This is a genomic window from Pantoea sp. nfd-35 (assembly GCF_056892255.1).
Window position 1 is genome coordinate 2,501,638 of record NZ_CP122403.1, and the last position, 23,807, is coordinate 2,525,444.

The window sequence follows — 23,807 nt, forward strand, 5'->3', positions numbered from 1 at the left end:
ATCACTCCGTTTACTCTGCTCAACCGCCCAGCAGACGATGAATACGCGTCAGGCCGGCCGCCAGGCGATCGACCTCTTCTTCACTGTTGTAGAAGGTGAAGGAAGCACGGCACATCGCCGGCACCTGATAGTGGCGCAGTAACGGCATTGCGCAATGATGTCCGGTGCGAATCGCAATACCGTACTGATCAAGGAAGCTGCCGACGTCAAACGCGTGGTGTTTGCCAAGGTTAAAAGCAATCACGCCTGCGCGCTGCTGCGGACCGTAAATCTGAATATCAGGTACGGATGAGAGTTTATCAAGGGCATAGTTCATCAATGCGGTTTCACGCTGATGAATCGTATCCAGACCCAGCGCCTGCACATAGTCCAGCGCCGCACCCAGCCCAATAATGCCGCCGGTGTTTGGCGTACCGGCCTCAAAGCGCCATGGCGCCGTATTCCAGGTGGTGCCGGTTGGCAGCAGGACTTCACCAATCATCGAGCCACCACCTTCCCACGGCGGCATGGCATCCAGAAGTGCCTTGCGGCCATAAAGTACGCCAATGCCGTTCGGGCCATAGAGCTTGTGGGCGGAGAAGACATAGAAGTCGCAGTCGATGTCCTGCACGTCAACGGTGTTATGCATCACAGCCTGAGCCCCGTCAATCAGCGTGACGACGCCAGCCGCTCTGGCCTGCGCGACGATCGCTTTCACCGGGTTAACCGTGCCCAGCACGTTTGAAACGTGCGTCACCGCCAGTAAGCGGGTCCGACTGTCGATCAAACCAGCCAGTTGATCCAGTGCCAGCTCACCGTTGTCGGTCAGCGGCAGCACCCGGATCTCGGCACCGCAGCGCTCTGCCACCATCTGCCAGGGCACGATATTCGCATGGTGCTCCATCTGCGTGATAATCAGATTATCACCAGGCTGAAGCTGACTGCCGCCCCAGCTGTTGGCGACCAGATTGATCCCTTCCGTCGTACCCTTTACAAAAACAATCTCTTCCGACGACGATGCATTGAGAAAACGTGCCACCTGTTGGCGAACGTTTTCCATATCGCTGGTCGCCTGCTGGCTGAGCGTGTGAATACCGCGGTGCACGGCCGCGTAGCCGTGCTGGTAGAAATGACTTTCGGCATTGATGACCGACAGAGGACGCTGTGCGCTGGCGGCGCTGTCAAGGTAGGCCAGCGGATGACCGTTGACCTCACGCTTCAGGATGGGAAAATCCGCCCTGATACGCTCGAGATCGAAGTTCATCATGAGTCGCCTCCCGGGAAGCGCTGCGCGATGCGCTGCAGCACAGCCTGGCGCAGAATTGGATTATCCAGCGTTTCGGTTAACTCGGCAGCAAAGGCATGGATGATCATGGTCTGCGCCGCGTCCTGTTCAATGCCGCGAGAACGCAGGTAGAACATCTGCTCGTCATCAATACGGCCTACGGTCGCCCCGTGGCTGCACTTCACGTCATCCGCGTAAATTTCCAGCTGCGGCTTGGTATCCACTTCCGCCAGACGGCCTAACAACAGGTTGTTATTGGTCATCTGTCCGTCAGTTTTGAGTGCGTGCTGCGCGACTTTGATGTGACCGTTAAACACCGCACGGCCTTTGTCACGCACAATGGTTTTATGCATCTGGCGACTCAGGCAGTGGCCTTTGTTGTGTTCAAGATAGGTGCGGGTATCCGCCACTTCCTGATTCACCGGCAGCACCAGGCTGTTCAGGGACAGCTGAGTATTTTCACCATTGAGCTGCGTACTGGTATTGTGACGGCTCAGGCCAGCACCCAGTAAGAAGCTGGTGCTGGTCACCTGCGCATCGCGGTTGATCACTATGTCGTTATGGGCAAAGTGATAGCTTTTGCTGCTCTCAAAAGCCAGCTTGGTGTGACGAAGCCTGGCATTGTCCGCAACGGCAAAGGTGAAACGGGCGCCGGTAAAATGCGCGCTGTCGTTTAGCGTGACAAAGTGCTCAATCACTTCCGCTTCTGCGCTTTCTTCCAGTTGCAGATGATGACGATGATGAACCGTGTTCATGCCGTCGTCTTTGCCGCTGGTGATATGCAGCAGATAAAGCGGACGTGCCGCCGCCTTGCCACGCGCCAGCCGAATATGCGTCACTTCTTCAGCCAGGCTTTCGGTCAGGTGCAGAAAAATCTCCGGCTGCACGGCGGCAGGCAGGTCGCGGCGCTCGGCCGCAACGCTGTGCTGAATCTCGAACAGTTCGGTATCGCTGCTACTCAGCGCAGGCTGGAATCTTCCGTCGACAAAAACCAGACGTACGGCATCCAGCGGGAGCGACAGTGCATCAACCTGCGTAGCGCTGAGCTCGTGCGCCTCAGGCAACACGAAGTGATGCGCCAGCAGGCCATCCAGCGGCGTGTATTTCCAGTTTTCATGTTTGCGGGTGGGCAAGCCCAAACGCATTAACTGCTGCCAGTGCTGCTGAGCCTGCATTGAACGCATTTCACCGCGTGATTCAAACAGGTGGTGCCACTGTTGCAGCGCGGTATCACTCTTCGTCGGTAAGCCAGCCATAGCCCTGCTCCTCCAACTGTTTCACCAGCGAGAAATCGCCTGATTTTACGATTTTACCCTGATACAGCACGTGTACGAAGTCTGGCTTGATGTAGTCCAGAATACGCTGATAGTGGGTTACGATGATAAATGCACGCTTTTCGTCACGCAGGCTGTTTACGCCATTGGCGACGATTTTCAGGGCATCGATATCCAGACCGGAGTCGGTTTCATCCAGAATGCAGAGATCCGGCTCCAGCGCCGCCATCTGCAGAATATCGTTACGCTTCTTCTCACCACCGGAGAAGCCTACGTTAACGGAACGCGTCAGCAGATCTTCTGGCATCTTCAGCAGATCGATTTTTTCTTCAATGAAGTCCTGGAAATCAAAGCGATCCAGCTCGTCCTGCTGACGGTATTTGCGCACCGCATTCACGGAGGTCTGCAGGAAAAACTGGTTGCTGACGCCGGGGATTTCAACCGGGTACTGGAAAGCCATAAAGATGCCTTCGCCTGCACGTTCCTCAGGTTCCAGCTCCAGCAGATCCTTGCCCTTAAAGGTTACGGAACCGCCGGTGACTTCATAGTCTTCACGTCCGGCCAGGGTCGCAGACAGCGTACTCTTACCCGAACCGTTCGGTCCCATAATGGCATGAACTTCACCGGGCTTAATCTCAAGGTTCAGACCACGTAAAATCGCTTTGTCTTCAACGCTAACCTGTAAATCTTTAATACTTAACATGCTTATTCCTTCACATTGCTTCCGGCAACGCGTGTGACGGCGTCAATCAGCCCACACTGTGCTCAAGGCTGATGGCTAACAGTTTTTGCGCTTCCACTGCAAATTCCAGCGGCAGCTCAGAGAATACGTCTTTACAGAAACCGTTCACGATCATCGAAATCGCATCTTCTTCACTGATGCCGCGTTGCAGACAGTAGAACATCTGATCTTCGCCGATACGTGAGGTGGTGGCTTCGTGCTCCAGCTGAGCGGTATTGTTACGGGTTTCAACATACGGGAACGTATGCGCGCCACAATCCGGACCAATCAGCATGGAATCGCACTGCGTAAAGTTACGTGCGTTGGTGGCCGTGGGCATGATTTTTACCAGGCCACGGTAGGTATTCTGGCTTTTCCCGGCGGAAATACCTTTAGAGATAATCGTCGACTTCGTATTTTTGCCGATGTGGATCATCTTGGTACCGGTGTCCGCCTGCTGGCGTCCGCTGGTCAGTGCCACCGAGTAGAACTCGCCCACGGAGTGATCGCCACGCAGGATACAGCTTGGATATTTCCAGGTAATGGCCGAGCCGGTTTCCGACTGCGTCCACGACATTTTGCTGTAATCCCCTTCGCACAGGGCGCGCTTGGTGACGAAGTTGAGGATACCGCCCTCGCCTTCACCGCCCGGGAACCAGTTCTGAACGGTGGAATATTTCACTTCCGCGTTCTTATGAATGATGACCTCTACCACCGCAGCGTGCAGCTGGTAGGTGTCACGCACGGGCGCGGAACAGCCTTCGATGTAGCTCACGTAGCTGTCTTCATCTGCAATCAGAATCGTACGTTCGAACTGACCGGTTTTCGCAGCGTTAATGCGGAAATAGGTAGACAGCTCCATCGGGCAACGCACCCCTTTCGGGATGTAGACGAAAGTACCGTCGGAGGCTACCGCAGAGTTCAACGCGGCAAAAAAGTTATCATTGGGAGGCACCACGGTACCCAGGTACTTTTTCACCAGCTCTGGATGATCGTGGATCGCTTCGCCAAAGGAGCAAAAGATAATCCCCTGCTCGGCCAGCTTGCTGCGATAGGTCGTGGATACGGATACGGAGTCGAAGATGGCGTCAACGGCCACTTCTTTACCTTCACGTACCGGAACGCCCAACTGATTAAACGCGTTCTCAACTTCCTGCGTCAGATAATCACTGGCAGGGGCGCTGCCCGATGCCTGGGTCGCGCCCGGTTCAGACGCACAGGTGTCATCGCAGTTTCCGCACGATGGCGCGGAGTAGTAACTGTAGTCCTGATAATCCAGCTTTTCGTAATGCGCTTTCAGCCAGTGCGGCTCTTCCATTTCCAGCCAGGCACGAAAGGCTTTAAGACGAAACTCCAGCATCCACTCTGGCTCGTTACGCTTAGCCGAAATTGCCCGTACCACATCTTCATTGATGCCGTTGGCAAATTCTTCGGTTTGCAATTGGGTAAAGAAGCCCTCTTTGTAATTGAGCTTACCTTCCCACATTTGTACATCGTCAGATGTTTCGCTGTGTCGTGACATATTTCACTTACTCGACGCCAAAGCTTTCACCGCACCCGCAGGCGTGCTGAGCTTTAGGGTTATTGAATTTAAAAATCTGATTCAGGCCTTCGCGAACATAATCCACTTCGGTGCCATCGATAAACGGCATTGCCTGAAGCGGCACAAACAAGGTTGCGCCGTAGTAGCTAAACTGCAGATCATCCTCTTCTGGCTGCTTCACCAGATCCATTACATAACCAAAACCGGCACAGCCGGATTGTTTAATTGCTAAACGCAGGCCCTTGACTTCTGGGTTTTCTGCGGCCAGATTTAGAATTTGTTTCGCTGCGGTTTCAGTCAGCGTTAACCCTTTCCACACATACTCGTCGGGTGAGAAAGAGTCTGCATTCACGGATGACATGTTGATACCTCTTGAGTCCGGACCTTTTCAGGCTATCCCCCTATGGTAGTGATCTGACAAATCACTTCAACCTCTTGTTTTGCAGGGATAATCATAAGATGCTATTTTTACAGCTCATTTCTTAAGCATAGTCGCTGCAGCCAGGCTTGCATCGGCGAGCGCCCACTGAATTCGGGTTCTGTAACCTGTTAATAAATCGTAAATTTTTAAATGGCACCTTTACGATAATGCCTGTATTGATAGGTTACGCCTTTCTGGCATGTAAACAGATTGTTATTTCCGATTATACCGACAGGTGAGATAAATCGAAAAAAATTTCTTGCCGGGGAATTGCATTCCCGCTCCAGTTGAATATGATAATTATTATCATTCAACATTGAGGCGCGTTATGTCGTTATCGGTTTCAGCCTGGCTTCAACATAAACTCGATGAATACCGTTTTTCCGTTCGCGATCTCACCGTTGATTTTTACCTGGCACAGGCCAAACTCAACCGGGCTGAATGTACGATTCAGCAACTGCGTCAGTTTAACGATACCTGTTTAGACATGGCAGAGATCTGCCAGTTGAACGGCGATGACCTGAGTTATCTGCATGCCATGGGCAAACTTCACCACCGGCTGGTCGAGGAGATGCAAAACCCGGATCGTGACCGGCTGTTTCGCATCCAGGCTTACCAGTTGGCGCGACTCTCCCTGACTCAGCTGTGTCATCAACTCGCGATAACCGGTGAATGGGAACAAGCCACCGTATTGCAGAGTGAATTCGTCAGGCACGCAGGCTGGATATTCTAATCCAACCTGCGTCCGGCGTCGCCTCACCTTTTCAGATTAACTCAAGCAGTGCCTGAAGAGGATGACGCATGCCGTTGCCCTCCACGCGTTTGACCTGACTGCGGCAGGAAAAACCGGTTGCCAGGCAGCGCTGGCGCGGCAGTTTCTGCAATTGCGGATGCCATGACAGCGCATAAATTCCCAGGGAGTTCTCCAGGTTCTGGCTCTCATGACCGTAGGTGCCGGCCATGCCGCAACAGCCCACATTGATGTTTTCGAGCTTTGCGCCGAAGCGTGAGAAGATCGCCTGCCACTGACCGGGCGTGCCCGGCAGAGCGGTCACTTCGGTACAGTGAGCGAACAGATACCATGCTTCTCCGCTGGTGACCTGCACCTCACGTTCCTGCAGCGCCTGATGGAGCCACTCATGTACCAGAAGCACGTTGAAATCGCCACGGGCCTCGCCCAACATCTGGTGATACTCATCGCGGTAACAGAGCACCGTTGCCGGATCGATCCCCACCATCGGCATGCCCAGCTTTGCCACGCGATTCAGGAAATCGGCTGTTTTACTGGCCGTACGCGCAAAGCGTTGCAAAAAGCCTTTCACATGCTGCGCTTTGCCGTTGGGTGAGAACGGCAGCAGAACGGGCTGGTATCCCAGTTTCTCAATCAGCCGGATAAAATCATGTACCAGTTTGGCTTCATAGAAACTGGTAAAGGGATCCTGCACCACCAGCACTTTTTGGGCTCGCTGTGTTTCACTGAGCGCTTCGAGCTGCTCCAGCGTCATATTCATCGCCGGATGACCACTCAACTGCTGCTTGAGCGTAGGCGAGGACAATAAAGGCAGGTCGACCATGCCAATGTGTGTCTTACTGAATGAGGTCGCCCAGGGCTGTTTCAGGAAAAAGTTAAACACCCCCGGTGCTTTCGCCATCAGGGGCGCATAGCTTTCTACGCCCGCCACCAGATGGTCGCTGAACGGGCGCAAATAGCGTGTATGGTAAAGCTGTAAAAAACGCGAGCGGAAGGCCGGAACGTCAATTTTTATGGGGCACTGGGTCGAGCAGGCTTTACAGGCCAGGCAGCCGGACATCGCCTCTTTCACCTCATGCGAAAAATCATATTCCCCTTTATTGGCATACCAGGTATTGCGCATTCTGCTTATCAGCGCGCGAAGCGACAGGGAACTTTCCGGCAGCTTTTTCTCCAGCATCACCGGATCGGCGCCCTGCTCTGCCAGCAACCGAAGCCATTCCCGCGTTAAGGTCGCGCGCCCCTTCGGCGAGTGAATGCGGTTACGGGTGATTTTCATTGACGGGCACATCGGACTGCGGGCATCGAAGTTAAAGCACAATCCGTTACCGTTGCACTCAAGCGCACCGCGCCAGGTTTCTCGTACCTGAAGGGGGATCTGACGATCGTAGCTGCCCCGTTTCGTCGCATCTACCTGCATCATTGCCGCCTCGCTGTCGAAAGGCGTACAAATCTTACCGGGATTGAGACGATTGTGGGGATCGAAGGCCGCTTTAATGCGGCGCAGCTCGTTAAACAGCGTTTCGCCAAAAAAGGCCGGACTGTACTGCGCGCGGAATCCCTTGCCATGTTCTCCCCACAGCAGGCCACCATAGCGTGCAGTTAAGGCAACCACCTCATCGGAAATTTGCTTCATCATCATTTCCTGATGGGGATCGCACATATCCAGGGCCGGACGGACATGCAGCACGCCGGCGTCCACGTGACCGAACATGCCATAACTCAGACCATGGCTGTCCAGAAGCGCGCGAAACTCAACAATATAGTCGGCAAGGTGTTCAGGTGGAACGGCGGTATCTTCAACAAAGGGGATCGGTTTGGCACGGCCTTTGGCATTACCGAGTAAGCCCACCGCCTTTTTACGCATGTTATAGATGCGTTCAATACCGTCCAGATCGTCACAGAGCTGATAGCCGATCACCCCGCCCTGCTGCTGCGTCATCAACGTATCCAGACGGGCGCAAAGCTGTGTGATCTGCCGATCGATTTGCCCGGCATCATCCCCGGCAAACTCAACGATATTCAGCCCTAACATTTCTTTATCCGGGATAGCCGTAATCAGCTCGCGCACGGAGTGCCAGACAATATCTTCCCGCGCCAGATTGAGCACTTTCGAGTCAACCGTTTCCACCGACAGCGCCTGCGCCTCGACCATCAGGGGGGCATTGCGAAGTGCAGAATCGAAGGCGTCATATTTAATATTAACCACGCGCCGGACTTTGGGCAGCGGCGTGATATCCAGACGGGCTTCGCTGATAAACGCCAGCGTTCCCTCTGCACCACACAGCAGCCGCGTCAGGTCAAAGGTCTGCATGTCATCGCTAAACACGTGGCGCAGGTCGTAACCGGTCAGGAAGCGGTTGAGCTTAGGAAACTTTTCCAGAATCAGTTCGCGATGCTCACGGCAGCGGGTGAGCACCTGCTGATAAATTCGGCCTTCAGGCGTGGGCGTTTGCGCCAGATTTTCAGCCAGCGCGGTAGGCACCGGTCGGGTATCCAGAATATCGCCGCCGAGCAGCACGGCCCTGAGCCCTAAAACATGGTCAGAGGTTTTACCGTAGACCAGAGAGCCCTGACCGGATGCATCCGTGTTAATCATGCCGCCCAGGGTGGCGCGGTTACTGGTGGAGAGTTCCGGTGAAAAGAAGAATCCAAAAGGTTTCAGGTACGCATTAAGTTGATCTTTGACTACCCCAGCCTCGACGCGCACCCAGCGTTGTTCGGTGTTGATTTCCAGGATGCGGTTCATGTGGCGCGACATATCCACAATGATGCCTTGATTGAGCGACTGACCGTTGGTCCCGGTGCCGCCACCGCGCGGGGTGAAGACCAGACTGGAGAACGCCGCTTCACCCGCCAGTCGGGCTATCAGTGCCACGTCTGCCGTCGAGCGCGGGAAAAGCACCGCATCGGGCAGGAGCTGATAGATGCTGTTATCGGTTGAAAGCGAAAGTCTGTCGGCGTAGCTGGTGGCGGTATCGCCGGTGAAACCCTGCGCTTTGAGGGTTTCAAGAAATGTCAGCACCCGCTGGATAAGACCCGGTGCCTGAGAAATCTGTGGGATCATGGAGTATGTGACCAAAGATGTTGTGTAGGTTTGCGTCTGTATCTTGCTTTAATCCTCAGTTTTATCACATTTCCCACCGCGCTGTCGTTTTTTCAGGAAGGGCTGAAACCTTTTCTTTACAAGCCTGTTTAAACGCCCTGAAATAGCCCATGATTACGGGGCAGCGTCATCCCCTGAGTTGACGAATTCCAATGAGGTAACGCACAAGATGAAAAGCCTGGAACGGCAGATTGATCTTCCCCAGATGTTATTTACCCTGATTTTTATTTTACTCCTGATCGCCGCGTGCTTGTGGGTTGTCCAGCCATTCATATTGGGCTTCGCCTGGGCAAGCATGGTGGTTATTGCCACCTGGCCCCTGATGCTGAAGATACAGCGCCTGCTGTGGGGGCGGCGTTCGCTGGCGGTCATTGTGATGACTATCCTGCTGCTCCTGCTGTTTATCATCCCGGTTGCCCTGCTGGTTAACAGCCTGATAGATAACAGCGCACCGGTCATCGCCTGGGCGACTCAGGGACATATGTTACCCACTCTGAGCTGGCTCAACGATATTCCCATGGTGGGTGAGAAACTGTATGCCAGTTATCAGAAACTGGTGGCGGGCGGCGGCGCAGCGATCATGGCGAAGTTACAACCTTATGTTGGCCGCACCACCGGTTTTTTTGTGGCGCAGGCCGGGCACTTTGGCCGTTTTATGATCCACCTGGCCGTGATGCTGTTGTTCAGCGTACTGCTCTACTGGCGAGGTGAGCAGGCGGCACAGGGCATTCGGCATTTTGCCTGGCGCATGGCTGGCCGACGCGGTGATGCTGCCGTATTGCTGGCCGGACAGGCAGTACGCGCGGTGGCGCTGGGCGTTGTCGTCACTGCGTTGGTGCAGGGCGTACTGGGCGGTATCGGGTTAGCCGTTTCCGGTATCCCCTACGCCACATTGCTGACCGTGTTGATGATCCTCTGCTGCCTGGTGCAGATCGGCCCGCTGCTGGTGCTGGTGCCCGCGATTGTTTATCTCTACTGGAGTGGGGACACCACCTGGGGCACGGTACTGCTGATTTGGAGCTGTGTTGTGGGCACGCTGGACAATATTTTGCGGCCGGTGCTGATTCGTATGGGCGCCGATCTGCCGCTGATTCTGATTCTGTCCGGCGTTATCGGGGGATTAATCGCGTTTGGTATGATCGGCCTGTTTATCGGGCCGGTTGTGCTGGCTGTCTCTTACCGACTGGTCTCTGTCTGGATGCATGAAGTGCCTGCGCCGCAGGCCGATCCGCTAAGCGTGGTAAGTGAATCACCGGAGCAAAAGCCCTGATCCCTCCTTTTATATGATTAGTACTCGTTAAGTGGGCTGGCTGATTAAGATATCGCCAGCCTTTTTTTCATTAGCGTACTTTAAGATAAAACGCATGTTTTACGCCTTTAGCCCCTCTCCCGCCTTAAAATGATTACTTTCTAAACATAATAACGGTCCGAAACGCTCTCCCTAGCCGTCAAAATATTATTTCCTTTAAACTAATAAGAGGATTCTTAAAGACGCCAGCGAGCCGTGTGAATACCATGTTTCCTATGTTGGAAATCAAGTTACTGATTTCTAAACGCCCTAATTTCCCCTGAGTAGCGTAAAGAATTGCTGTGTGTAGTCTTTGCCCATCCCCTGTGATGGGCTTTTTTTTGCCTGTCAAAAAGCAAAAAAAAAGCCAGCTTGCGCTGGCCTTCTGGCATCGGAGGTTATCCATCACCTCAGGCGGGTTTGTTTAGCGCCGCCAGGCTTAACCAGGTTTCCACCACGGTGTCCGGATTCAGAGACAGACTGTCGATGCCCTGCTCCATCAACCAGGCCGCGAAATCCTGATGATCTGACGGCCCCTGACCGCATATTCCTACGTATTTGCCCTGTTTTTTCGCCGCCTGAATCGCCATGGACAGCAGCGCTTTGACCGCCTCATTACGCTCATCAAACAAGGCCGATACCACGCCGGAGTCGCGATCCAGCCCCAGCGCCAGCTGAGTCATATCATTAGAGCCGATGGAGAAACCGTCAAAGTGTTGTAAAAACTGCTCGGCCAGCAGGGCATTCGAGGGGATTTCACACATCATAATGACCTTGAGCCCGTTCTCGCCGCGCTTCAGTCCCTGGCGACCCAATTCCTCTACCACCGCCTGAGCCTGATCGACCGTACGCACAAAGGGCACCATGATTTCCACGTTGGTCAGCCCCATCTCATTGCGTACGCGCTTCACCGCTTCGCACTCCAGCGCGAAACAGTCGCGGAAACTCTCGGAGACATAGCGGCCTGCGCCACGGAACCCCAGCATCGGGTTTTCCTCTTCGGGTTCGTAACGTTCCCCACCCACCAGATTGGCATATTCGTTCGTTTTAAAATCCGACAGGCGGACAATAACGCGCTTCGGCGCGAACGCCGCGCCCAGCGTCGCGATCCCTTCGGTCAGACGGGCGATGTAAAACTCAACCGGATCGTCGAAACCTTTCATCATCTGACGAATCTGCTTCTGCAGTTCAGGGGTTTGCTGATCGAACTCCAGCAACGCTTTCGGATGCACGCCGATCATGCGGTTGATAATAAATTCCAGCCGCGCCAGACCAACCCCTTCGTTTGGCAAACAGGCGAAATCAAACGCGCGATCCGGGTTGCCCACGTTCATCATGATTTTAAGCGGCAGGTCCGGCATGGTATCAACCTGCGAACTGGTGACGTCGAAGTCGAGCAGTTCATCGTAGACATAGCCGGTATCGCCCTCAGCACAGGATACGGTAACGGTATGTCCCTCTTTCAGCCGCTCGGTGGCATCACCACAGCCAACCACCGCCGGGATGCCCAGCTCACGCGCGATAATCGCGGCATGGCAGGTACGGCCGCCGCGGTTCGTCACAATGGCGGAGGCTTTTTTCATGATCGGTTCCCAGTCGGGATCGGTCATATCGGTCACCAGCACGTCACCTTTTTCGATGCGGTTCATTTCGCTGATATCGTGAATGACCTTGACGGTACCGGCGCCGATGCGGTGACCAATCGCACGGCCTTCAATCACCACCTTGCCCTGTCCCTGCAGGCTGTAACGCTCCATGACCTGACCGTTGGAACGCACGGTTTCAGGGCGCGCCTGGACAATAAATAACTTCCCGGTGTGGCCGTCTTTGGCCCACTCAATATCCATCGGGCGCTTGTAGTGTTGCTCAATCAGTACCGCCTGATGGGCCAACGCCTCCACTTCGGCATCGCTCAGACAGAAACGATCGCGCTCGGCTTCCGCCACATCTTCGATGCGCACCTGCTCGCCATGTTCACGCGAGTCGGCGTAAACCATCCGCACCTTTTTCGAGCCCATGTTGCGGCGAACGATAGCGGGACGTTTCGCAGCCAGCGTCGGCTTGTGCACATAAAACTCGTCCGGATTCACCGCGCCCTGTACCACCATTTCGCCCAGGCCCAACGCGGCGGTAATGAACACCACCTGATCAAAGCCCGATTCGGTATCAATGGTGAACATGACCCCTGAGGACGCCAGATCGGATCGCACCATGCGCTGAATCCCCGCCGACAGCGCCACGCCGCGATGGTCGTAACCCTGATGGACGCGATAGGAGATAGCGCGATCGTTAAACAGTGAGGCATAAACGTGTTTCACTGCCACCATGACTGACTCGATGCCCTGCACGTTCAGGAAAGTTTCCTGCTGGCCAGCAAAGGACGCGTCAGGCATATCTTCGGCGGTGGCGGATGAGCGCACGGCGAAGGATGCCTCAGCATCGTCGGCAGAGAGCTGCTCATAGGCCGAAAGAATCGCGGCTTCCAGTTCAGGCTGGAACGGGGTTTCGACTACCCACTGCCGTATCTGCTTACCCGCCTTCGCCAGTTGATCCACATCATCAATATTGGTGTCATCCAGCAAAGCATAAATACGCTGGTTCAGACCGCTCTGCTCAAGAAACTGATTAAAGGCCCAGGAGGTGGTCGCAAAACCGTTGGGAACGGACACGCCCAGAGATGACAAATTGGTAATCATCTCACCCAGAGAAGCATTTTTGCCTCCCACCCGATCAACATCATGCATGCCAAGCTGGTTGTACCAAAGTACTAACGGCTGTTCGCCTTTATTGGACATTGAACTGATCCTTTATTAATGAATGGGCACATGGAAAATCCTGCTATTAACAAATCCAGCCTGGCATAACGTCTGATTAAACACGATCTGTTGAATCGTTAAAGCAGATTCTCAGACACAGTTTCAGAATTGCGCCTGGTTTTTTTCAGCGTTGCGCAAGGCCCGTATTTTTTGCTAATACGCTGATAATTCGCTCATTATTTTTTTTACTGCCTGTTATGCGGCGTTTTTGTTGCGCAACAAACACAGGCGTTGTCTGTCACCTGAGGCGGTTTTAATGGCGCAAAAAAGGGGGGAATACGTGACGTCATGATGCAAAAGCGAGAGGGAAACGATGCCCCAGACTACACTTGCCCCTGAAGGCATGCTTATATTATCTCACTTGTTTTTACGACTTCCCTGCCCGAGGCACGACTTATGACCACCGACAGAAGCGTTTTCTACATCTCCGACGGGACAGCAATTACAGCCGAAGTATTAGGCCATGCCGTGTTATCTCAGTTTCCGGTTAACACCACGAGCGTGACCCTGCCGTTTGTTGAAAACGTACAGCGTGCGCAGGCCGTTAAGGCGCAAATCAATGCGCTTTATCAGCAAAGCGGCGTGCGCCCACTGGTGTTTTTTTCCATTGTTACGCCTGAAGTCCGTGACATCATTGTGCAGAGCGAAGGCTTCTGCCAGGACATTGTGCAGGCACTGGTCGCGCCGCTTCAGCAGGAGTTGGGGTTGTCACCGGCACCGGTTGCGCACCGCACCCACGGGCTTGATGCCAGCAATCTCGGCAAATACGATGCCCGTATTGCGGCAATCGATTACACGCTGGCGCATGATGACGGCATTTCGTTGCGCGGCCTGGAGGATGCGCAGGTGATCCTGTTAGGCGTTTCGCGCTGCGGTAAAACACCCACCAGCCTGTATCTTGCCATGCAGTTCGGTATCCGTGCTGCTAACTATCCGTTTATCGCCGACGACATGGATAATCTGAAATTGCCTCCCGCCCTGCGTCAGCATCAGCACAAGCTGTTTGGCCTGACGATCGATCCGGAACGCCTGGCGGCCATTCGTCAGGAGCGCGCAGAAAATACCCGCTATGCCTCTATGCGCCAGTGTCGGCTGGAAGTGGGTGAAGTTGAAGCGCTGTTTCGCACTCACCAGATTCGCTACCTCAACAGTACCAACTACTCTGTGGAAGAGATTGCGACGAAAATCCTCGATATTATGGGCCTGACGCGCCGCATGTATTAGTCAATTGCCGACGGCGGCGCTGTAACGTCCCGCTGCCGTCATTTTGACTTTCATTATCATGTTGTCGCTTGAATTCGCAGGTTAATGGTTTATTGTGACCATCATCACTTCCCGGTATTTCACCGCTGCGAAGAAAAAGCTTAGAGAACACCATGAACAAAACTGATGAACTGCGCACCGCGCGCATTGGCAGCCTGATTTCCCCTGCCAGTCTGGCAGCTGAACACCCGCTTTCGACAACCATGGCCGATAACATCACCGCCGCACGCAAGCGCATTGCACGCATTCTGACCGGGGAAGATCCCCGTCTGCTGGTGGTGATTGGCCCCTGTTCGCTGCATGACCCGGTCGCCGCGCTGGATTACGCTCAGCGTTTGGTCGCCCTGCGTGAGCGTTATCAGGATCGGCTGGAAATCGTGATGCGCACCTATTTCGAAAAACCACGCACGGTTGTGGGCTGGAAAGGCCTGATTTCCGATCCCGATCTGGACGGCAGCTTTGACGTTAATCGCGGCATCAGCATCGCCCGCAAGCTACTGATTGATATCAATGCGTTGGGTTTACCGACCGCCACCGAATTCCTGGATATGGTGATCGGCCAGTTTATTGCCGATCTGATTAGCTGGGGGGCAATTGGCGCCCGGACCACCGAAAGCCAGATCCATCGTGAAATGGCCTCGGCGCTCTCCTGCCCGGTCGGTTTTAAAAACGGAACAGATGGAAACGTCCGCATTGCCGTGGATGCCATTCGTGCATCCCGTGCCAGCCATATGTTTCTGTCGCCCGACAAACAAGGTCAGATGACGATTTACCAGACCAGCGGTAATCCGCACGGCCATGTGATTCTGCGTGGCGGCAAACAGCCTAATTATCATGCAGGCGACGTTGCCGAAGCCGCTGCCTGTTTAGCTGAGTTTGGTCTGACGCAGCAGTTGGTGATTGATTTCAGCCACGGCAACTGCCTCAAGCAGCATCGCCGTCAGCGCGATGTTGCACTGGACGTCTCCGGGCAGATTAAAAGCGGCTCTCGCGCCGTTGCCGGGGTAATGATTGAAAGTTTTATTGAGGAAGGCAATCAAAAAGTGGTGAGCGGTGAACCCCTGACTTACGGTCAGTCGATCACCGATCCCTGCCTCAGCTGGCAGGACAGCGAAGAGGTCCTTGCGCTGTTAGCTGAGGCGGTTTCTCACCGTCTGTAAATCAGCTTGAGCAGCTGACCTCCAGTGTCTTGCCCCAGTCCGGTGGCCGTTGACGATATTCAGCGGCCGCCGCGTCACTAAAAGGCTGCTGAAGCGCCTGATGTAAACGCGCCAACGCGCCGCTCTCTCCCTTCTCCGCCTCGTCTATCACCTGTTGAGCAAGGTAGTTACGCAGCACCACGGCTGGATTGGCGGCTTTCATCACCTGCTGCCGTTCGGCATCGCCAACCTGCTCCTGCAGCAGGCGTTGACGGTAGCGCTGATACCAGCGATCAAAAGCAGAACGATCGATAAATTCATCTCGCAGTGGCGAACGGCTCTCCGCCTGCTGCGTATCACTTAACAGACGGAACGTGAGCGTATAGTCGCTGCGTTCCTGACTCATTAAGCTGAGTAATTCGGTAAGAATCTCATTATCCCCGGCATCGGCCGTCAGCAGGCCCAGCTTCGCCCGCATCCGCTCTCCCCAGACGCGCATAAGCGCATTCTCATAGCCGCTTAAGGCCTGTTTGAGCTGTTCGGTACTCATTAACCCCGATAACGCATGGGCCAGTCGGTTGAGGTTCCATAAGCCAATCATGGGCTGATTCTCGAAGCTGTAGCGGCCCTGATAATCGCTGTGATTGCAGATATAATCCGGCTGATAGTCATCCAGAAAACCATAGGGACCGTAATCGAGGGTCAGGCCGAGGATCGACATGTTGTCGGTATTCATTACGCCATGAGCGAAGCCCACGCTTTGCCACTGGGCGATCAGTCGCGCAGTGCGCAGCACGATATCGGCAAACCACAGCTGATAACGATCGGCCTCATCCACCAGCTGCGGCCAGTGGTGGCGAATGGCATAGTCTGCCAGCTGTTTGACCTGTTCCGGCTGCTGGCTGTAAAAAAAGTGTTCGAAATGCCCAAAGCGCAGGTGACTCGGTGCAATACGCATCAGCATCGCGCCACGTTCGGCGGTCTCGCGGTACACGGGCTCGTCGCTAACGGCAAGGGTGAGTGCGCGCGTGGTGGGAATGCCTAAATGATGCAGCGCTTCAGAGGCGAGAAATTCACGCACCGTGGAGCGTACAACGGCACGACCGTCGCCCATCCGCGAATAAGGCGTTAGCCCGGCGCCTTTCAGGTGCCAGTCGAGCCTGCGACCGTCTTCCAGCCGCTGCTCGCCCAGCAGAATACCGCGGCCATCCCCCAACTGACCGGCCCAGACGCCGAACTGATGCCCACTGTAGACCTGGGCCAGCGGTGCCATGCCGGGTAATAACGCGGCACCATACCACACGCCATGGCCCTGCCCGGAAAACAATGCGCTGTCCAGTGCCATTGCCTTCGCCAGCGGCGCGTTGTGATACAGCAGTCGGCCGCCCGCAAGTGGCGTAGGGTTTAACGCGGTATAGCTGCCAGGAAGCTCACGAAACCAGCTGTTATCAAAGATCATCAATTCTCCCAACGACACCGGGTATCGTGTGATAAAACCCACAGTGTAGCGTTGATGACCAGGATTGGACAGGCGGCAGGCGTGCGAGTATCAGGGAGTGTGCAGGAATTGCTCAGAGTAGATTAACGTCTCAAAGGCGTCTGATTTAACCACTGGAAACAGCGCGCCCTGGAGGTGGACGTTACTGAGCTGGCTAACTTTATCCAGTAAAATTTCATCATCCACACCACAAATAATCATCCGATCGCAATGGCTGCGGAAATTATCGATGATGCTCTGCATAAATGGTAAAAAAGAAGCACGTTTAGACAGTGAGTGAATAAAGTGTTTATCCAGTCTGATACAGCTAAACAGATTATCGTAAACGGCTGTCGTGGAGGATTTCCCTGCGCCAAAATGGGACAGAGACAATTTAAACTCACGATTTAACGCGGCGATTAATGGGTTATTTTTTCCCAAATTCAGCGAGAGAAACGTTTCGCTGATATCCAGCATTATAAAAGGAAGCTGTTTTATTTTGCGCGTCAGAAACTCACTCTCGAGAATGGTGTTCGCCATGCCCTCATCGACAGGCATAAAAGCCAGCAGGTGATGGGTTTCAAAAAACGTCTGGTGTTTTTCCAGCAGCGAGATCTGGCGCTGCAGCAGGCGCAGGCGCTGTGTCTCATCAAGCTGAGGCAACAGAACATCCTGCGGCAACGTGATCGGCGCACTCTCGTGCACGAACTGCGTAGCCAGCTCAATGGCGGTTAAGTGCCCTTCCTGAGAACAGGCGGCATAAAACCAAATTTCCGACTGGTAGTCGGCAGACAGGTGAATTTTCATTTTACAGCCAGAATATGTGGCGATAGTGCATCGTATATGATTAAAAACATACTGGCAATAGTAGCAAAGGACTGATGAGATGGATATTTTTATCGCTTCATTACCGTTAGGCTAAAAAAATAAACTTTAAGCCAAATAATTCCAGGAACAATTCTGTTAACCGTGAAAAACATTCTTAGGTCCGGTGTTATAAATAAAACGAACCGGTTAAATCCGAATTAAGAATATTTTTCCAGGTCCGTTTTTTTTCTGATTTAATCCGCACAAATCCACTGGTTTTCCAGCGGAGAAATTAGATGCGGCGCGCCTGCCAAAAGACCTTCCGCCAGTAGACATTATCCAGCGAAGAGCGGATTACGCCCTGACTGGTGGACGCATGGATGAAAGCGTTATCCGTGTCATAAATGCCCACATGCAGGCCATTTTCACCACTCCCCGTTTTGAAGAACACCAGATCACCGGGCAAGAGATCGTCTTTGCTGATGCGGGTGCCGATATCGCTTTGTGCGGAAGTGGTGCGGGGAAGTTGCAGATCAAACCTGTCGCGAAACGTCAGGTAGACAAAGCCTGAACAGTCCACCCCGCCGCGGCTCATGCCACCATAACGGTAAGGCGTGCCCCGCCAGCTTCCCAGTTGATCTCTGAGTTGCGCTATCACTGTGATGGAGTCAGAGAGGCGACTGTTAATGGGCGGTGCATGATGGCTACAGCCCACCAGCAATAAAGCGAATAACAGCAACCCCATGCGCATAACAGCTCATCCTTAATAAAGAGTAACCGGATTAATGTAGCGGCAAAGCGCGCCAGGTGGCAAGTCTCAGGGCAAAACGGTCAGCAGAGGCCGTCCTTCTAAGATGAGCTGACGAAACGGAATGCCGTACAGGGGCGAAAGCTGTTCTGGCCGAAGGACATCCGCAGGCTCGCCCTGCAACACCACCTGGCCCTGATGTAACAGCCAGACCTGATTGGCATACCATAAGCTATGGTTAAGATCGTGACTGCTGGCGACAACGCAAACGCCTGCGGCACAGAGTTCACTAATCAGATCGTCCACCGCTTTTTGTTGAGCAACATCCAGCGCCGTCATGGGCTCATCCAGGATCAGTAATTGCCCTCTGGCGTTGATCTGCGGATCGATTTGCATCATTACCGCGCCAAGCCGCACCCGCTGCCACTCACCACCGGAGAGCTGGGTCAATGGCCAGGCTAATTTATCATCCAACTGCAACCGCGACAGTATCGTGACGAGTCGGGCTTCATCTGGCGAGGTGGAAGACGAAAGATGCAGCCGCAGATAGTGGTAAACCGGCATCTGCCCCGGAGGAAGCTGTTGCTGAGGCAGCCAGCTGCGCACGCTGGCCAGCGCCGGGCCAGTCCAACTGGCGAGGGCGGTATTCAGTAGCGTGGCGCGGCCGGTAAAGGGTTCCAATCCCGCCAGGGCTGACAGCAGTGTGCTCTTCCCTGCGCCATTCGGCCCCACCAGATGCACCCGTTGCCCGGCCTGCATCGTGCCGCTTACCGGTTGCAGCCGTCCGGGAACGGCTGCATTTTCCAGCCTAAGCAACACTTACTTTGCCAGCGCCTGTTTGATCGTTTCCAGAATAATGGGATCTTCTGGCGACATGTCCGGTGAGAAACGCTGAATAACGCTGCCATCACGCCCTATCAGGAATTTTTCGAAGTTCCACAGAATATCGCCCGGCGCTTTGGGAGCCCGTCCTTTGCTGACCATGCGCTCATAAAAACCACTCTCTTCCGGACGCACGGCCTCGGGTTTCGCCGCGACCAGCTGTGCATAAAGCGGATGACGATGCTCACCATTGACCTCACACTTTTCGAACATCGGAAACGTCACACCGTAGGTCGTGCTGCAAAACGTTTTGATTTCTTCGCTACTGCCTGGCTCCTGCTCCAGAAACTGGTTGCAGGGGAAACCCAGCACGCTGAAGCCCTGCTCATGCCAGGCTTTATGAATATTTTCCAGCGCTTCATATTGTGGGGTTAAGCCGCATTTAGAGGCCACGTTGACCACCAGCAGCACCTGTCCCTGCCAGGAGGACAGCGCCGTTTTCTCACCATCCAGTGTAACCAGTTCAGTTTGATAAATGCTCATACGGAGTTCCTGTGGTTAATGCATGTATGTCAGCTAAAGCTGACGTGACGATTTGACTAACAAGATGATAAACAGCGGTGCGCCGAGCGTTGCCGTGACCACGCCGATGGGTAACTCAGCGGAGGCCAGCGCCAGGCGGGCAATAATATCCGCGCCAAGCAATACGCTGGCTCCCGCCAGCGCCGAAGCCGGCAGCAGCGCACGGTGGTCATTCAGCCCCACCAGCCGCAGCAGGTGCGGAATCACCAGGCCCACAAAGCCAATTGCGCCAGCAAGCGCCACGCTGACGCCAACCAGCCATCCCGTGGCCAACACCAGCAGATTACGCCAGTAAAACAGTGACAACCCAAGCTGGCGGGCTGACGTTTCCCCCAGCGCCAGTAAGTTAAGCACCCTGCTCGCTGTGATGAGCGCCAGGATAACCGGCAGCAGCGCCAGCATCATCCAGCCATAGCGCCAGTCGATACCGCTGAAGCCGCCCATCATCCAGTACATGAGTTGGCGCAGATCGAGGCTGCTGCTGAAATAGACGGCCCACGTCATGATCGCGCTGCAAATAATCCCCAGCGCAACGCCAGTGAGCAGCAAACGCGTGACGGATAAATGACGCCGGGCAAAATGCAACAGAATCAGGGTAACGACCAGCGCACCGGCCATTGCCGAAAAGCTGAGGCTCCATAGCGAACCGCTGCTCAACAGAACGCCCGCGACCAGGCCAATGCCGGCCCCGTTGGAAACGCCAAGCAGCCCGGGTTCGGCCAGTGGGTTGGTAAACAACGCCTGCATGACAACGCCGCTCAGAGCCAGCGCGCTCCCCACCAGGATAACCGCAAGGCTGCGCGGCAGGCGAAGCTGGCCGACAAAAAGCCTGCCGCTGTCGCTGAACCATTGTGTGGGGCTTATCCAGCGCTCACCCGCGCACAGGCTGAGGATAAATAACACCAGAAGCAGGCTGCCGAGACCCAAAAGCCAGGCTTTACTGCGGCGATCGCTGTGCAGAGCAAGTTGTTCAAGCTGGGACATAAGCAGAATTAGCCAGAATGACAGAGGATTGATTGTAAAAGGATTGCGAAAAAAAGAAATGAAAAAGGCCGCTTGCGCGGCCTTTTTGAAACACTGGGATCAGTCACTGTCTTTTGGTGTGGCGTTTTCAACGCGACTTTTAAGCTTCTGCCCTGGACGGAAGGTCACTACGCGACGCGCAGTAATGGGAATATCTTCTCCCGTTTTTGGGTTTCTGCCCGGACGTTGGTTTTTGTCACGCAGGTCAAAATTACCAAACCCCGACAGTTTAACCTGTTCTCCATTTTCCAACGCGCGGCGAACCTCTTCGAAAAACAACTCCACCAACTCTTTTGCGTCACGTTTGCTCAGCCCGAGTTTCTCAAACAGGTATTCTGACATCTCAGCTTTTGTAAGCGCCATAGGTTCAATCCCTCAAGGTTGCCTGGAATCGCTCTTTTAATGCCGCAACGCATTTGGCAACCGTCGCGGCAATCTCCTCTTCTTCGAGTGTCCGGCTGGTATCCTGCAAAATCAGGCTGATTGCGAGGCTCTTATAGCCCTCGGAAACACCCTTACCTCGGTACACGTCAAACAAGTTTACGCCAACTACCTGATTTACGCCAACTTTCTTACACTCTGCGATGATATCTGCTGCCGGCACATTTTCGGCCACAACAACGGCGATATCACGGCGGTTTGCCGGGAAGCGTGAAACCTCTTGCGCATCAGGCAGGACGCGGTCTGCGACCTTATTCCAAAGCAGTTCAAAGACTAAGGTACGACCGTTGAGATCCAGCTTACGTTCAAGCTCGGGATGAACCACTCCGATAAATCCGATTCGTTCATCCTGTAAATAAATTGCCGCACTTTGTCCAGGATGGAGCGCTGGATTCGCCTCTGCACGAAAGCTAATCGCATTCAACTTGCCGGTTAAATCCAGCAATGACTCTAAATCACCTTTCAAATCATAGAAGTCAACGGTCTGACGCGCCAGATCCCAGTGTTCTTCATAGCGGTTGCCACTCAGCACGCCTGCCAGCATTAGATCCTGACGAATACCGAGATCCGCCTGAGTATCAGGAACAAATCGCAGACCGCTCTCAAACAGACGCACGCGGCTCTGCTGACGGTTCTGGTTATAGACCACCGCGCTGAGTAAGCCAGTCCACAGTGACAAACGCATGGTGGACATGTCGCTGGAGATCGGGCTGGGCAGCAGCAGCGCCTCTTCACCCGGATGCAGCAACTGCTGTACTTTCGGGTCCACGAAGCTGTAGGTGATGGCTTCCTGGTAGCCTTTATCCACTAACAGCATTTTTGCACGCTTCAGCGACAGGTTAGCTTCACGGTGCTTTGTCATGACCAGACCGGCCTGAACTGGCACATCCGGGATATTGTTGTAACCATAAATGCGGGCAATCTCTTCTACCAGATCCTCTTCGATAGCCATATCGAAGCGCCAGGCGGGGGCGACTGCCTGCCATTCCCCAGGGGTTACGCTGACCTGACAACCCAGGCGCGTCAGAATATCCGTGACCTGCTCATCGCTGACAACATGACCAATCAGCCGATCCAGCTTTTCACGACGCAGCATGATCGTGGCCGGTTGCGGCAAGGCGTCCGCCGACGTCTGATCGATAACCGGGCCCGCTTCACCGCCGCAGATGCTCAGCAGCAGCTGAGTCGCGCGTTCCATCGCCTTGTGTTGCAGTGCAGAATCCACACCGCGCTCGTAGCGATGTGATGCATCGGTGTGCAAACCATGACGGCGTGCGCGGCCCGCAATCGCCAGCGGTTCGAACCAGGCACACTCCAGCAAAATATTTTGCGTTTCGCCGTTTACACCGGAATGTTCACCACCAAAAATGCCGCCCATCGCCAGGGCTTTCTGATGATCGGCAATCACCAGCGTATCGCTGCTGAGCTTCACCTCTGTGCCATCCAGTAGCGTGAGCGCCTCACCATCTTTCGCCATCCGCACGACGATACCGCCGTCAATGCGGTCCAGATCGAACGCGTGCATTGGCTGGCCCAGTTCGAGCAACACGTAGTTGGTGATATCAACGACCGGATCGATAGAGCGAATACCACAGCGACGCAGCTTCTCTTTCATCCACAGCGGCGTTGCTGCGCTGACGTTGATGCCTTTCACGACACGGCCCAGATAGCGTGGGCAGGCAGCGGTGGCTTCGACATTAATCGGTAACGTATCAGCAATCGTCGCCGCAACCGGCTCAATGACCGGCGCGTTAAGCGGCAGGCTGTTCAGCACCGCCACATCGCGGGCAATCCCGATAATGCCCAGGCAGTCTGCGCGGTTAGGCGTGACGCTGATTTCAATGGTGTTGTCGTCCAGCTGCAGGTAGTCACGGATATCCGTGCCAATCGGCGCATCGGCGGGCAGTTCGATAATGCCGCTGTGGTCGTCGGAAATCCCCAGCTCAGAGAACGAGCACAGCATGCCTTCGGACGGTTCGCCGCGCAGCTTAGCCGCTTTAATTTTAAAATCGCCCGGCAGCACGGCACCCACGGTGGCGACTGCGACTTTCAGGCCCTGACGGCAGTTTGGTGCGCCGCAGACGATGTCCAGCAGCCGATCGCCGCCGGTATTGATTTTGGTCACACGCAGTTTGTCGGCATTAGGGTGCTGACCGCATTCCACTACCTCACCGACCACGACGCCGTGAAACGCGCCCGCAACGGGCTCAACGCCGTCCACTTCCAGGCCGGCCATGGTGATTTGCTCAGATAAGGCCGCACTGTCAAGGGCTGGATTTACCCATTCGCGTAACCAGAGTTCACTGAATTTCATTGGATAA

19 protein-coding genes and 1 other RNA gene are annotated in these 23,807 nt (G+C 54.5%); 5 read left to right on the forward strand and 15 right to left on the reverse strand.

All coding sequences use genetic code 11. The annotated features are described in order from the left end of the window. Positions 1-19: 19 nt before the first annotated feature. From sufS to sufA, 5 genes are read right to left on the reverse strand one after another with little or no spacing between them, the layout of a single operon-like run. Positions 20-1,243, reverse strand: coding sequence for a cysteine desulfurase SufS (gene sufS, locus P9J57_RS11650; protein ID WP_028715077.1), 1,224 nt, complete (start codon positions 1,241-1,243; stop codon positions 20-22). Beyond that, positions 1,243-2,520 carry a Fe-S cluster assembly protein SufD gene (sufD, locus tag P9J57_RS11655; protein ID WP_015700416.1) on the reverse strand — a complete coding sequence of 426 codons (1,278 nt, stop codon included), beginning with the start codon at positions 2,518-2,520 and terminating at the stop codon, positions 1,243-1,245. Before sufD ends, sufS begins: the two co-directional genes overlap by 1 nt. Next, on the reverse strand, positions 2,495-3,241 hold the full coding sequence (sufC, locus tag P9J57_RS11660; RefSeq protein WP_013025595.1) for a Fe-S cluster assembly ATPase SufC: 747 nt from the start codon (positions 3,239-3,241) through the stop codon (positions 2,495-2,497). Before sufC ends, sufD begins: the two co-directional genes overlap by 26 nt. 46 nt (positions 3,242-3,287) lie before the next feature. Beyond that, positions 3,288-4,781: a Fe-S cluster assembly protein SufB gene (gene sufB, locus P9J57_RS11665; RefSeq protein WP_013025594.1), complete on the reverse strand. Its 1,494-nt coding sequence runs from the start codon at positions 4,779-4,781 to the stop codon at positions 3,288-3,290. 7 nt (positions 4,782-4,788) lie between these two features. Next, the gene (gene sufA / locus P9J57_RS11670; protein WP_013025593.1) at positions 4,789-5,163 is read right to left on the reverse strand and encodes a Fe-S cluster assembly scaffold SufA; all 375 of its coding nucleotides are present in this window, start codon (positions 5,161-5,163) and stop codon (positions 4,789-4,791) included. A 388-nt stretch (positions 5,164-5,551) separates the two neighbouring features. Here sufA and P9J57_RS11675 point away from each other — a divergent pair, with 388 nt between their 5' ends. Beyond that, positions 5,552-5,956 (forward strand): hypothetical protein, encoded by a 405-nt coding sequence (locus P9J57_RS11675; protein WP_019105314.1) that lies wholly within the window; start codon positions 5,552-5,554, stop codon positions 5,954-5,956. 31 nt (positions 5,957-5,987) lie between these two features. On the opposite strand, the gene ydiJ is transcribed toward P9J57_RS11675, so the two are convergent. Then, entirely contained in the window at positions 5,988-9,041 is a 3,054-nt protein-coding gene (ydiJ, locus tag P9J57_RS11680) for a D-2-hydroxyglutarate dehydrogenase YdiJ (protein WP_029568726.1), read from the reverse strand. 208 nt (positions 9,042-9,249) lie between these two features. Here ydiJ and ydiK point away from each other — a divergent pair, with 208 nt between their 5' ends. Together ydiK and rprA are read left to right on the forward strand one after the other, a co-directional pair. Then, entirely contained in the window at positions 9,250-10,350 is a 1,101-nt protein-coding gene (ydiK, locus tag P9J57_RS11685) for an AI-2E family transporter YdiK (RefSeq protein WP_014605961.1), read from the forward strand. A 254-nt stretch (positions 10,351-10,604) separates the two neighbouring features. Beyond that, positions 10,605-10,713: antisense sRNA RprA (gene rprA / locus P9J57_RS11690), an RNA gene on the forward strand. Between the two features lie 65 nt (positions 10,714-10,778). Here rprA and ppsA read toward each other — a convergent pair. After that, a complete protein-coding gene (gene ppsA / locus P9J57_RS11695) occupies positions 10,779-13,163 on the reverse strand; it encodes a phosphoenolpyruvate synthase (RefSeq protein WP_013025589.1) in 2,385 nt (794 codons plus the stop codon). Between the two features lie 417 nt (positions 13,164-13,580). On the opposite strand from ppsA, the gene ppsR reads away from it, so the two are divergent. Both ppsR and P9J57_RS11705 read left to right on the forward strand, forming a co-directional pair. After that, positions 13,581-14,408, forward strand: coding sequence for a posphoenolpyruvate synthetase regulatory kinase/phosphorylase PpsR (gene ppsR, locus P9J57_RS11700; protein ID WP_013025588.1), 828 nt, complete (start codon positions 13,581-13,583; stop codon positions 14,406-14,408). 152 nt (positions 14,409-14,560) lie between these two features. After that, entirely contained in the window at positions 14,561-15,607 is a 1,047-nt protein-coding gene (locus P9J57_RS11705) for a 3-deoxy-7-phosphoheptulonate synthase (RefSeq protein WP_022622476.1), read from the forward strand. 1 nt (position 15,608) lies between these two features. Here P9J57_RS11705 and P9J57_RS11710 read toward each other — a convergent pair whose 3' ends face one another. The 8 genes from P9J57_RS11710 to pheT form a co-directional block, all read right to left on the reverse strand. Then, positions 15,609-17,045 carry a protein adenylyltransferase SelO gene (locus P9J57_RS11710; protein ID WP_022622477.1) on the reverse strand — a complete coding sequence of 479 codons (1,437 nt, stop codon included), beginning with the start codon at positions 17,043-17,045 and terminating at the stop codon, positions 15,609-15,611. 90 nt (positions 17,046-17,135) lie between these two features. After that, a complete protein-coding gene (locus tag P9J57_RS11715) occupies positions 17,136-17,870 on the reverse strand; it encodes an EAL domain-containing protein (protein ID WP_014605963.1) in 735 nt (244 codons plus the stop codon). 292 nt (positions 17,871-18,162) lie between these two features. Then, positions 18,163-18,621: an NlpC/P60 family protein gene (locus P9J57_RS11720; protein ID WP_013025584.1), complete on the reverse strand. Its 459-nt coding sequence runs from the start codon at positions 18,619-18,621 to the stop codon at positions 18,163-18,165. A 66-nt stretch (positions 18,622-18,687) separates the two neighbouring features. After that, the gene (btuD, locus tag P9J57_RS11725; RefSeq protein WP_022622478.1) at positions 18,688-19,437 is read right to left on the reverse strand and encodes a vitamin B12 ABC transporter ATP-binding protein BtuD; all 750 of its coding nucleotides are present in this window, start codon (positions 19,435-19,437) and stop codon (positions 18,688-18,690) included. Next, positions 19,438-19,983, reverse strand: a complete 546-nt coding sequence (locus P9J57_RS11730) for a glutathione peroxidase (RefSeq protein ID WP_013025582.1) — start codon at positions 19,981-19,983, stop codon at positions 19,438-19,440. Between the two features lie 33 nt (positions 19,984-20,016). Continuing rightward, a complete protein-coding gene (gene btuC / locus P9J57_RS11735) occupies positions 20,017-21,006 on the reverse strand; it encodes a vitamin B12 ABC transporter permease BtuC (protein WP_483279223.1) in 990 nt (329 codons plus the stop codon). 99 nt (positions 21,007-21,105) lie between these two features. Then, positions 21,106-21,408 carry an integration host factor subunit alpha gene (gene ihfA, locus P9J57_RS11740; protein ID WP_006118960.1) on the reverse strand — a complete coding sequence of 101 codons (303 nt, stop codon included), beginning with the start codon at positions 21,406-21,408 and terminating at the stop codon, positions 21,106-21,108. 4 nt (positions 21,409-21,412) lie between these two features. Then, entirely contained in the window at positions 21,413-23,800 is a 2,388-nt protein-coding gene (gene pheT, locus P9J57_RS11745; RefSeq protein WP_483279224.1) for a phenylalanine--tRNA ligase subunit beta, read from the reverse strand. Positions 23,801-23,807: the final 7 nt, after the last annotated feature.

What these genes read in the sequence shown, in the direction of transcription:
- sufS (WP_028715077.1), bottom strand. Translation starts at nt 1,243, where the DNA reads ATGAACTTCGATCTCGAGCGTATCAGGGCGGATTTTCCCATCCTGAAG.
- sufD (WP_015700416.1), bottom strand. Translation starts at nt 2,520, where the DNA reads ATGGCTGGCTTACCGACGAAGAGTGATACCGCGCTGCAACAGTGGCAC.
- sufC (WP_013025595.1), bottom strand. Translation starts at nt 3,241, where the DNA reads ATGTTAAGTATTAAAGATTTACAGGTTAGCGTTGAAGACAAAGCGATT.
- sufB (WP_013025594.1), bottom strand. Translation starts at nt 4,781, where the DNA reads ATGTCACGACACAGCGAAACATCTGACGATGTACAAATGTGGGAAGGT.
- sufA (WP_013025593.1), bottom strand. Translation starts at nt 5,163, where the DNA reads ATGTCATCCGTGAATGCAGACTCTTTCTCACCCGACGAGTATGTGTGG.
- P9J57_RS11675 (WP_019105314.1), top strand. Translation starts at nt 5,552, where the DNA reads ATGTCGTTATCGGTTTCAGCCTGGCTTCAACATAAACTCGATGAATAC.
- ydiJ (WP_029568726.1), bottom strand. Translation starts at nt 9,041, where the DNA reads ATGATCCCACAGATTTCTCAGGCACCGGGTCTTATCCAGCGGGTGCTG.
- ydiK (WP_014605961.1), top strand. Translation starts at nt 9,250, where the DNA reads ATGAAAAGCCTGGAACGGCAGATTGATCTTCCCCAGATGTTATTTACC.
- ppsA (WP_013025589.1), bottom strand. Translation starts at nt 13,163, where the DNA reads ATGTCCAATAAAGGCGAACAGCCGTTAGTACTTTGGTACAACCAGCTT.
- ppsR (WP_013025588.1), top strand. Translation starts at nt 13,581, where the DNA reads ATGACCACCGACAGAAGCGTTTTCTACATCTCCGACGGGACAGCAATT.
- P9J57_RS11705 (WP_022622476.1), top strand. Translation starts at nt 14,561, where the DNA reads ATGAACAAAACTGATGAACTGCGCACCGCGCGCATTGGCAGCCTGATT.
- P9J57_RS11710 (WP_022622477.1), bottom strand. Translation starts at nt 17,045, where the DNA reads ATGATCTTTGATAACAGCTGGTTTCGTGAGCTTCCTGGCAGCTATACC.
- P9J57_RS11715 (WP_014605963.1), bottom strand. Translation starts at nt 17,870, where the DNA reads ATGAAAATTCACCTGTCTGCCGACTACCAGTCGGAAATTTGGTTTTAT.
- P9J57_RS11720 (WP_013025584.1), bottom strand. Translation starts at nt 18,621, where the DNA reads ATGCGCATGGGGTTGCTGTTATTCGCTTTATTGCTGGTGGGCTGTAGC.
- P9J57_RS11730 (WP_013025582.1), bottom strand. Translation starts at nt 19,983, where the DNA reads ATGAGCATTTATCAAACTGAACTGGTTACACTGGATGGTGAGAAAACG.
- btuC (WP_483279223.1), bottom strand. Translation starts at nt 21,006, where the DNA reads ATGTCCCAGCTTGAACAACTTGCTCTGCACAGCGATCGCCGCAGTAAA.
- ihfA (WP_006118960.1), bottom strand. Translation starts at nt 21,408, where the DNA reads ATGGCGCTTACAAAAGCTGAGATGTCAGAATACCTGTTTGAGAAACTC.
- pheT (WP_483279224.1), bottom strand. Translation starts at nt 23,800, where the DNA reads ATGAAATTCAGTGAACTCTGGTTACGCGAATGGGTAAATCCAGCCCTT.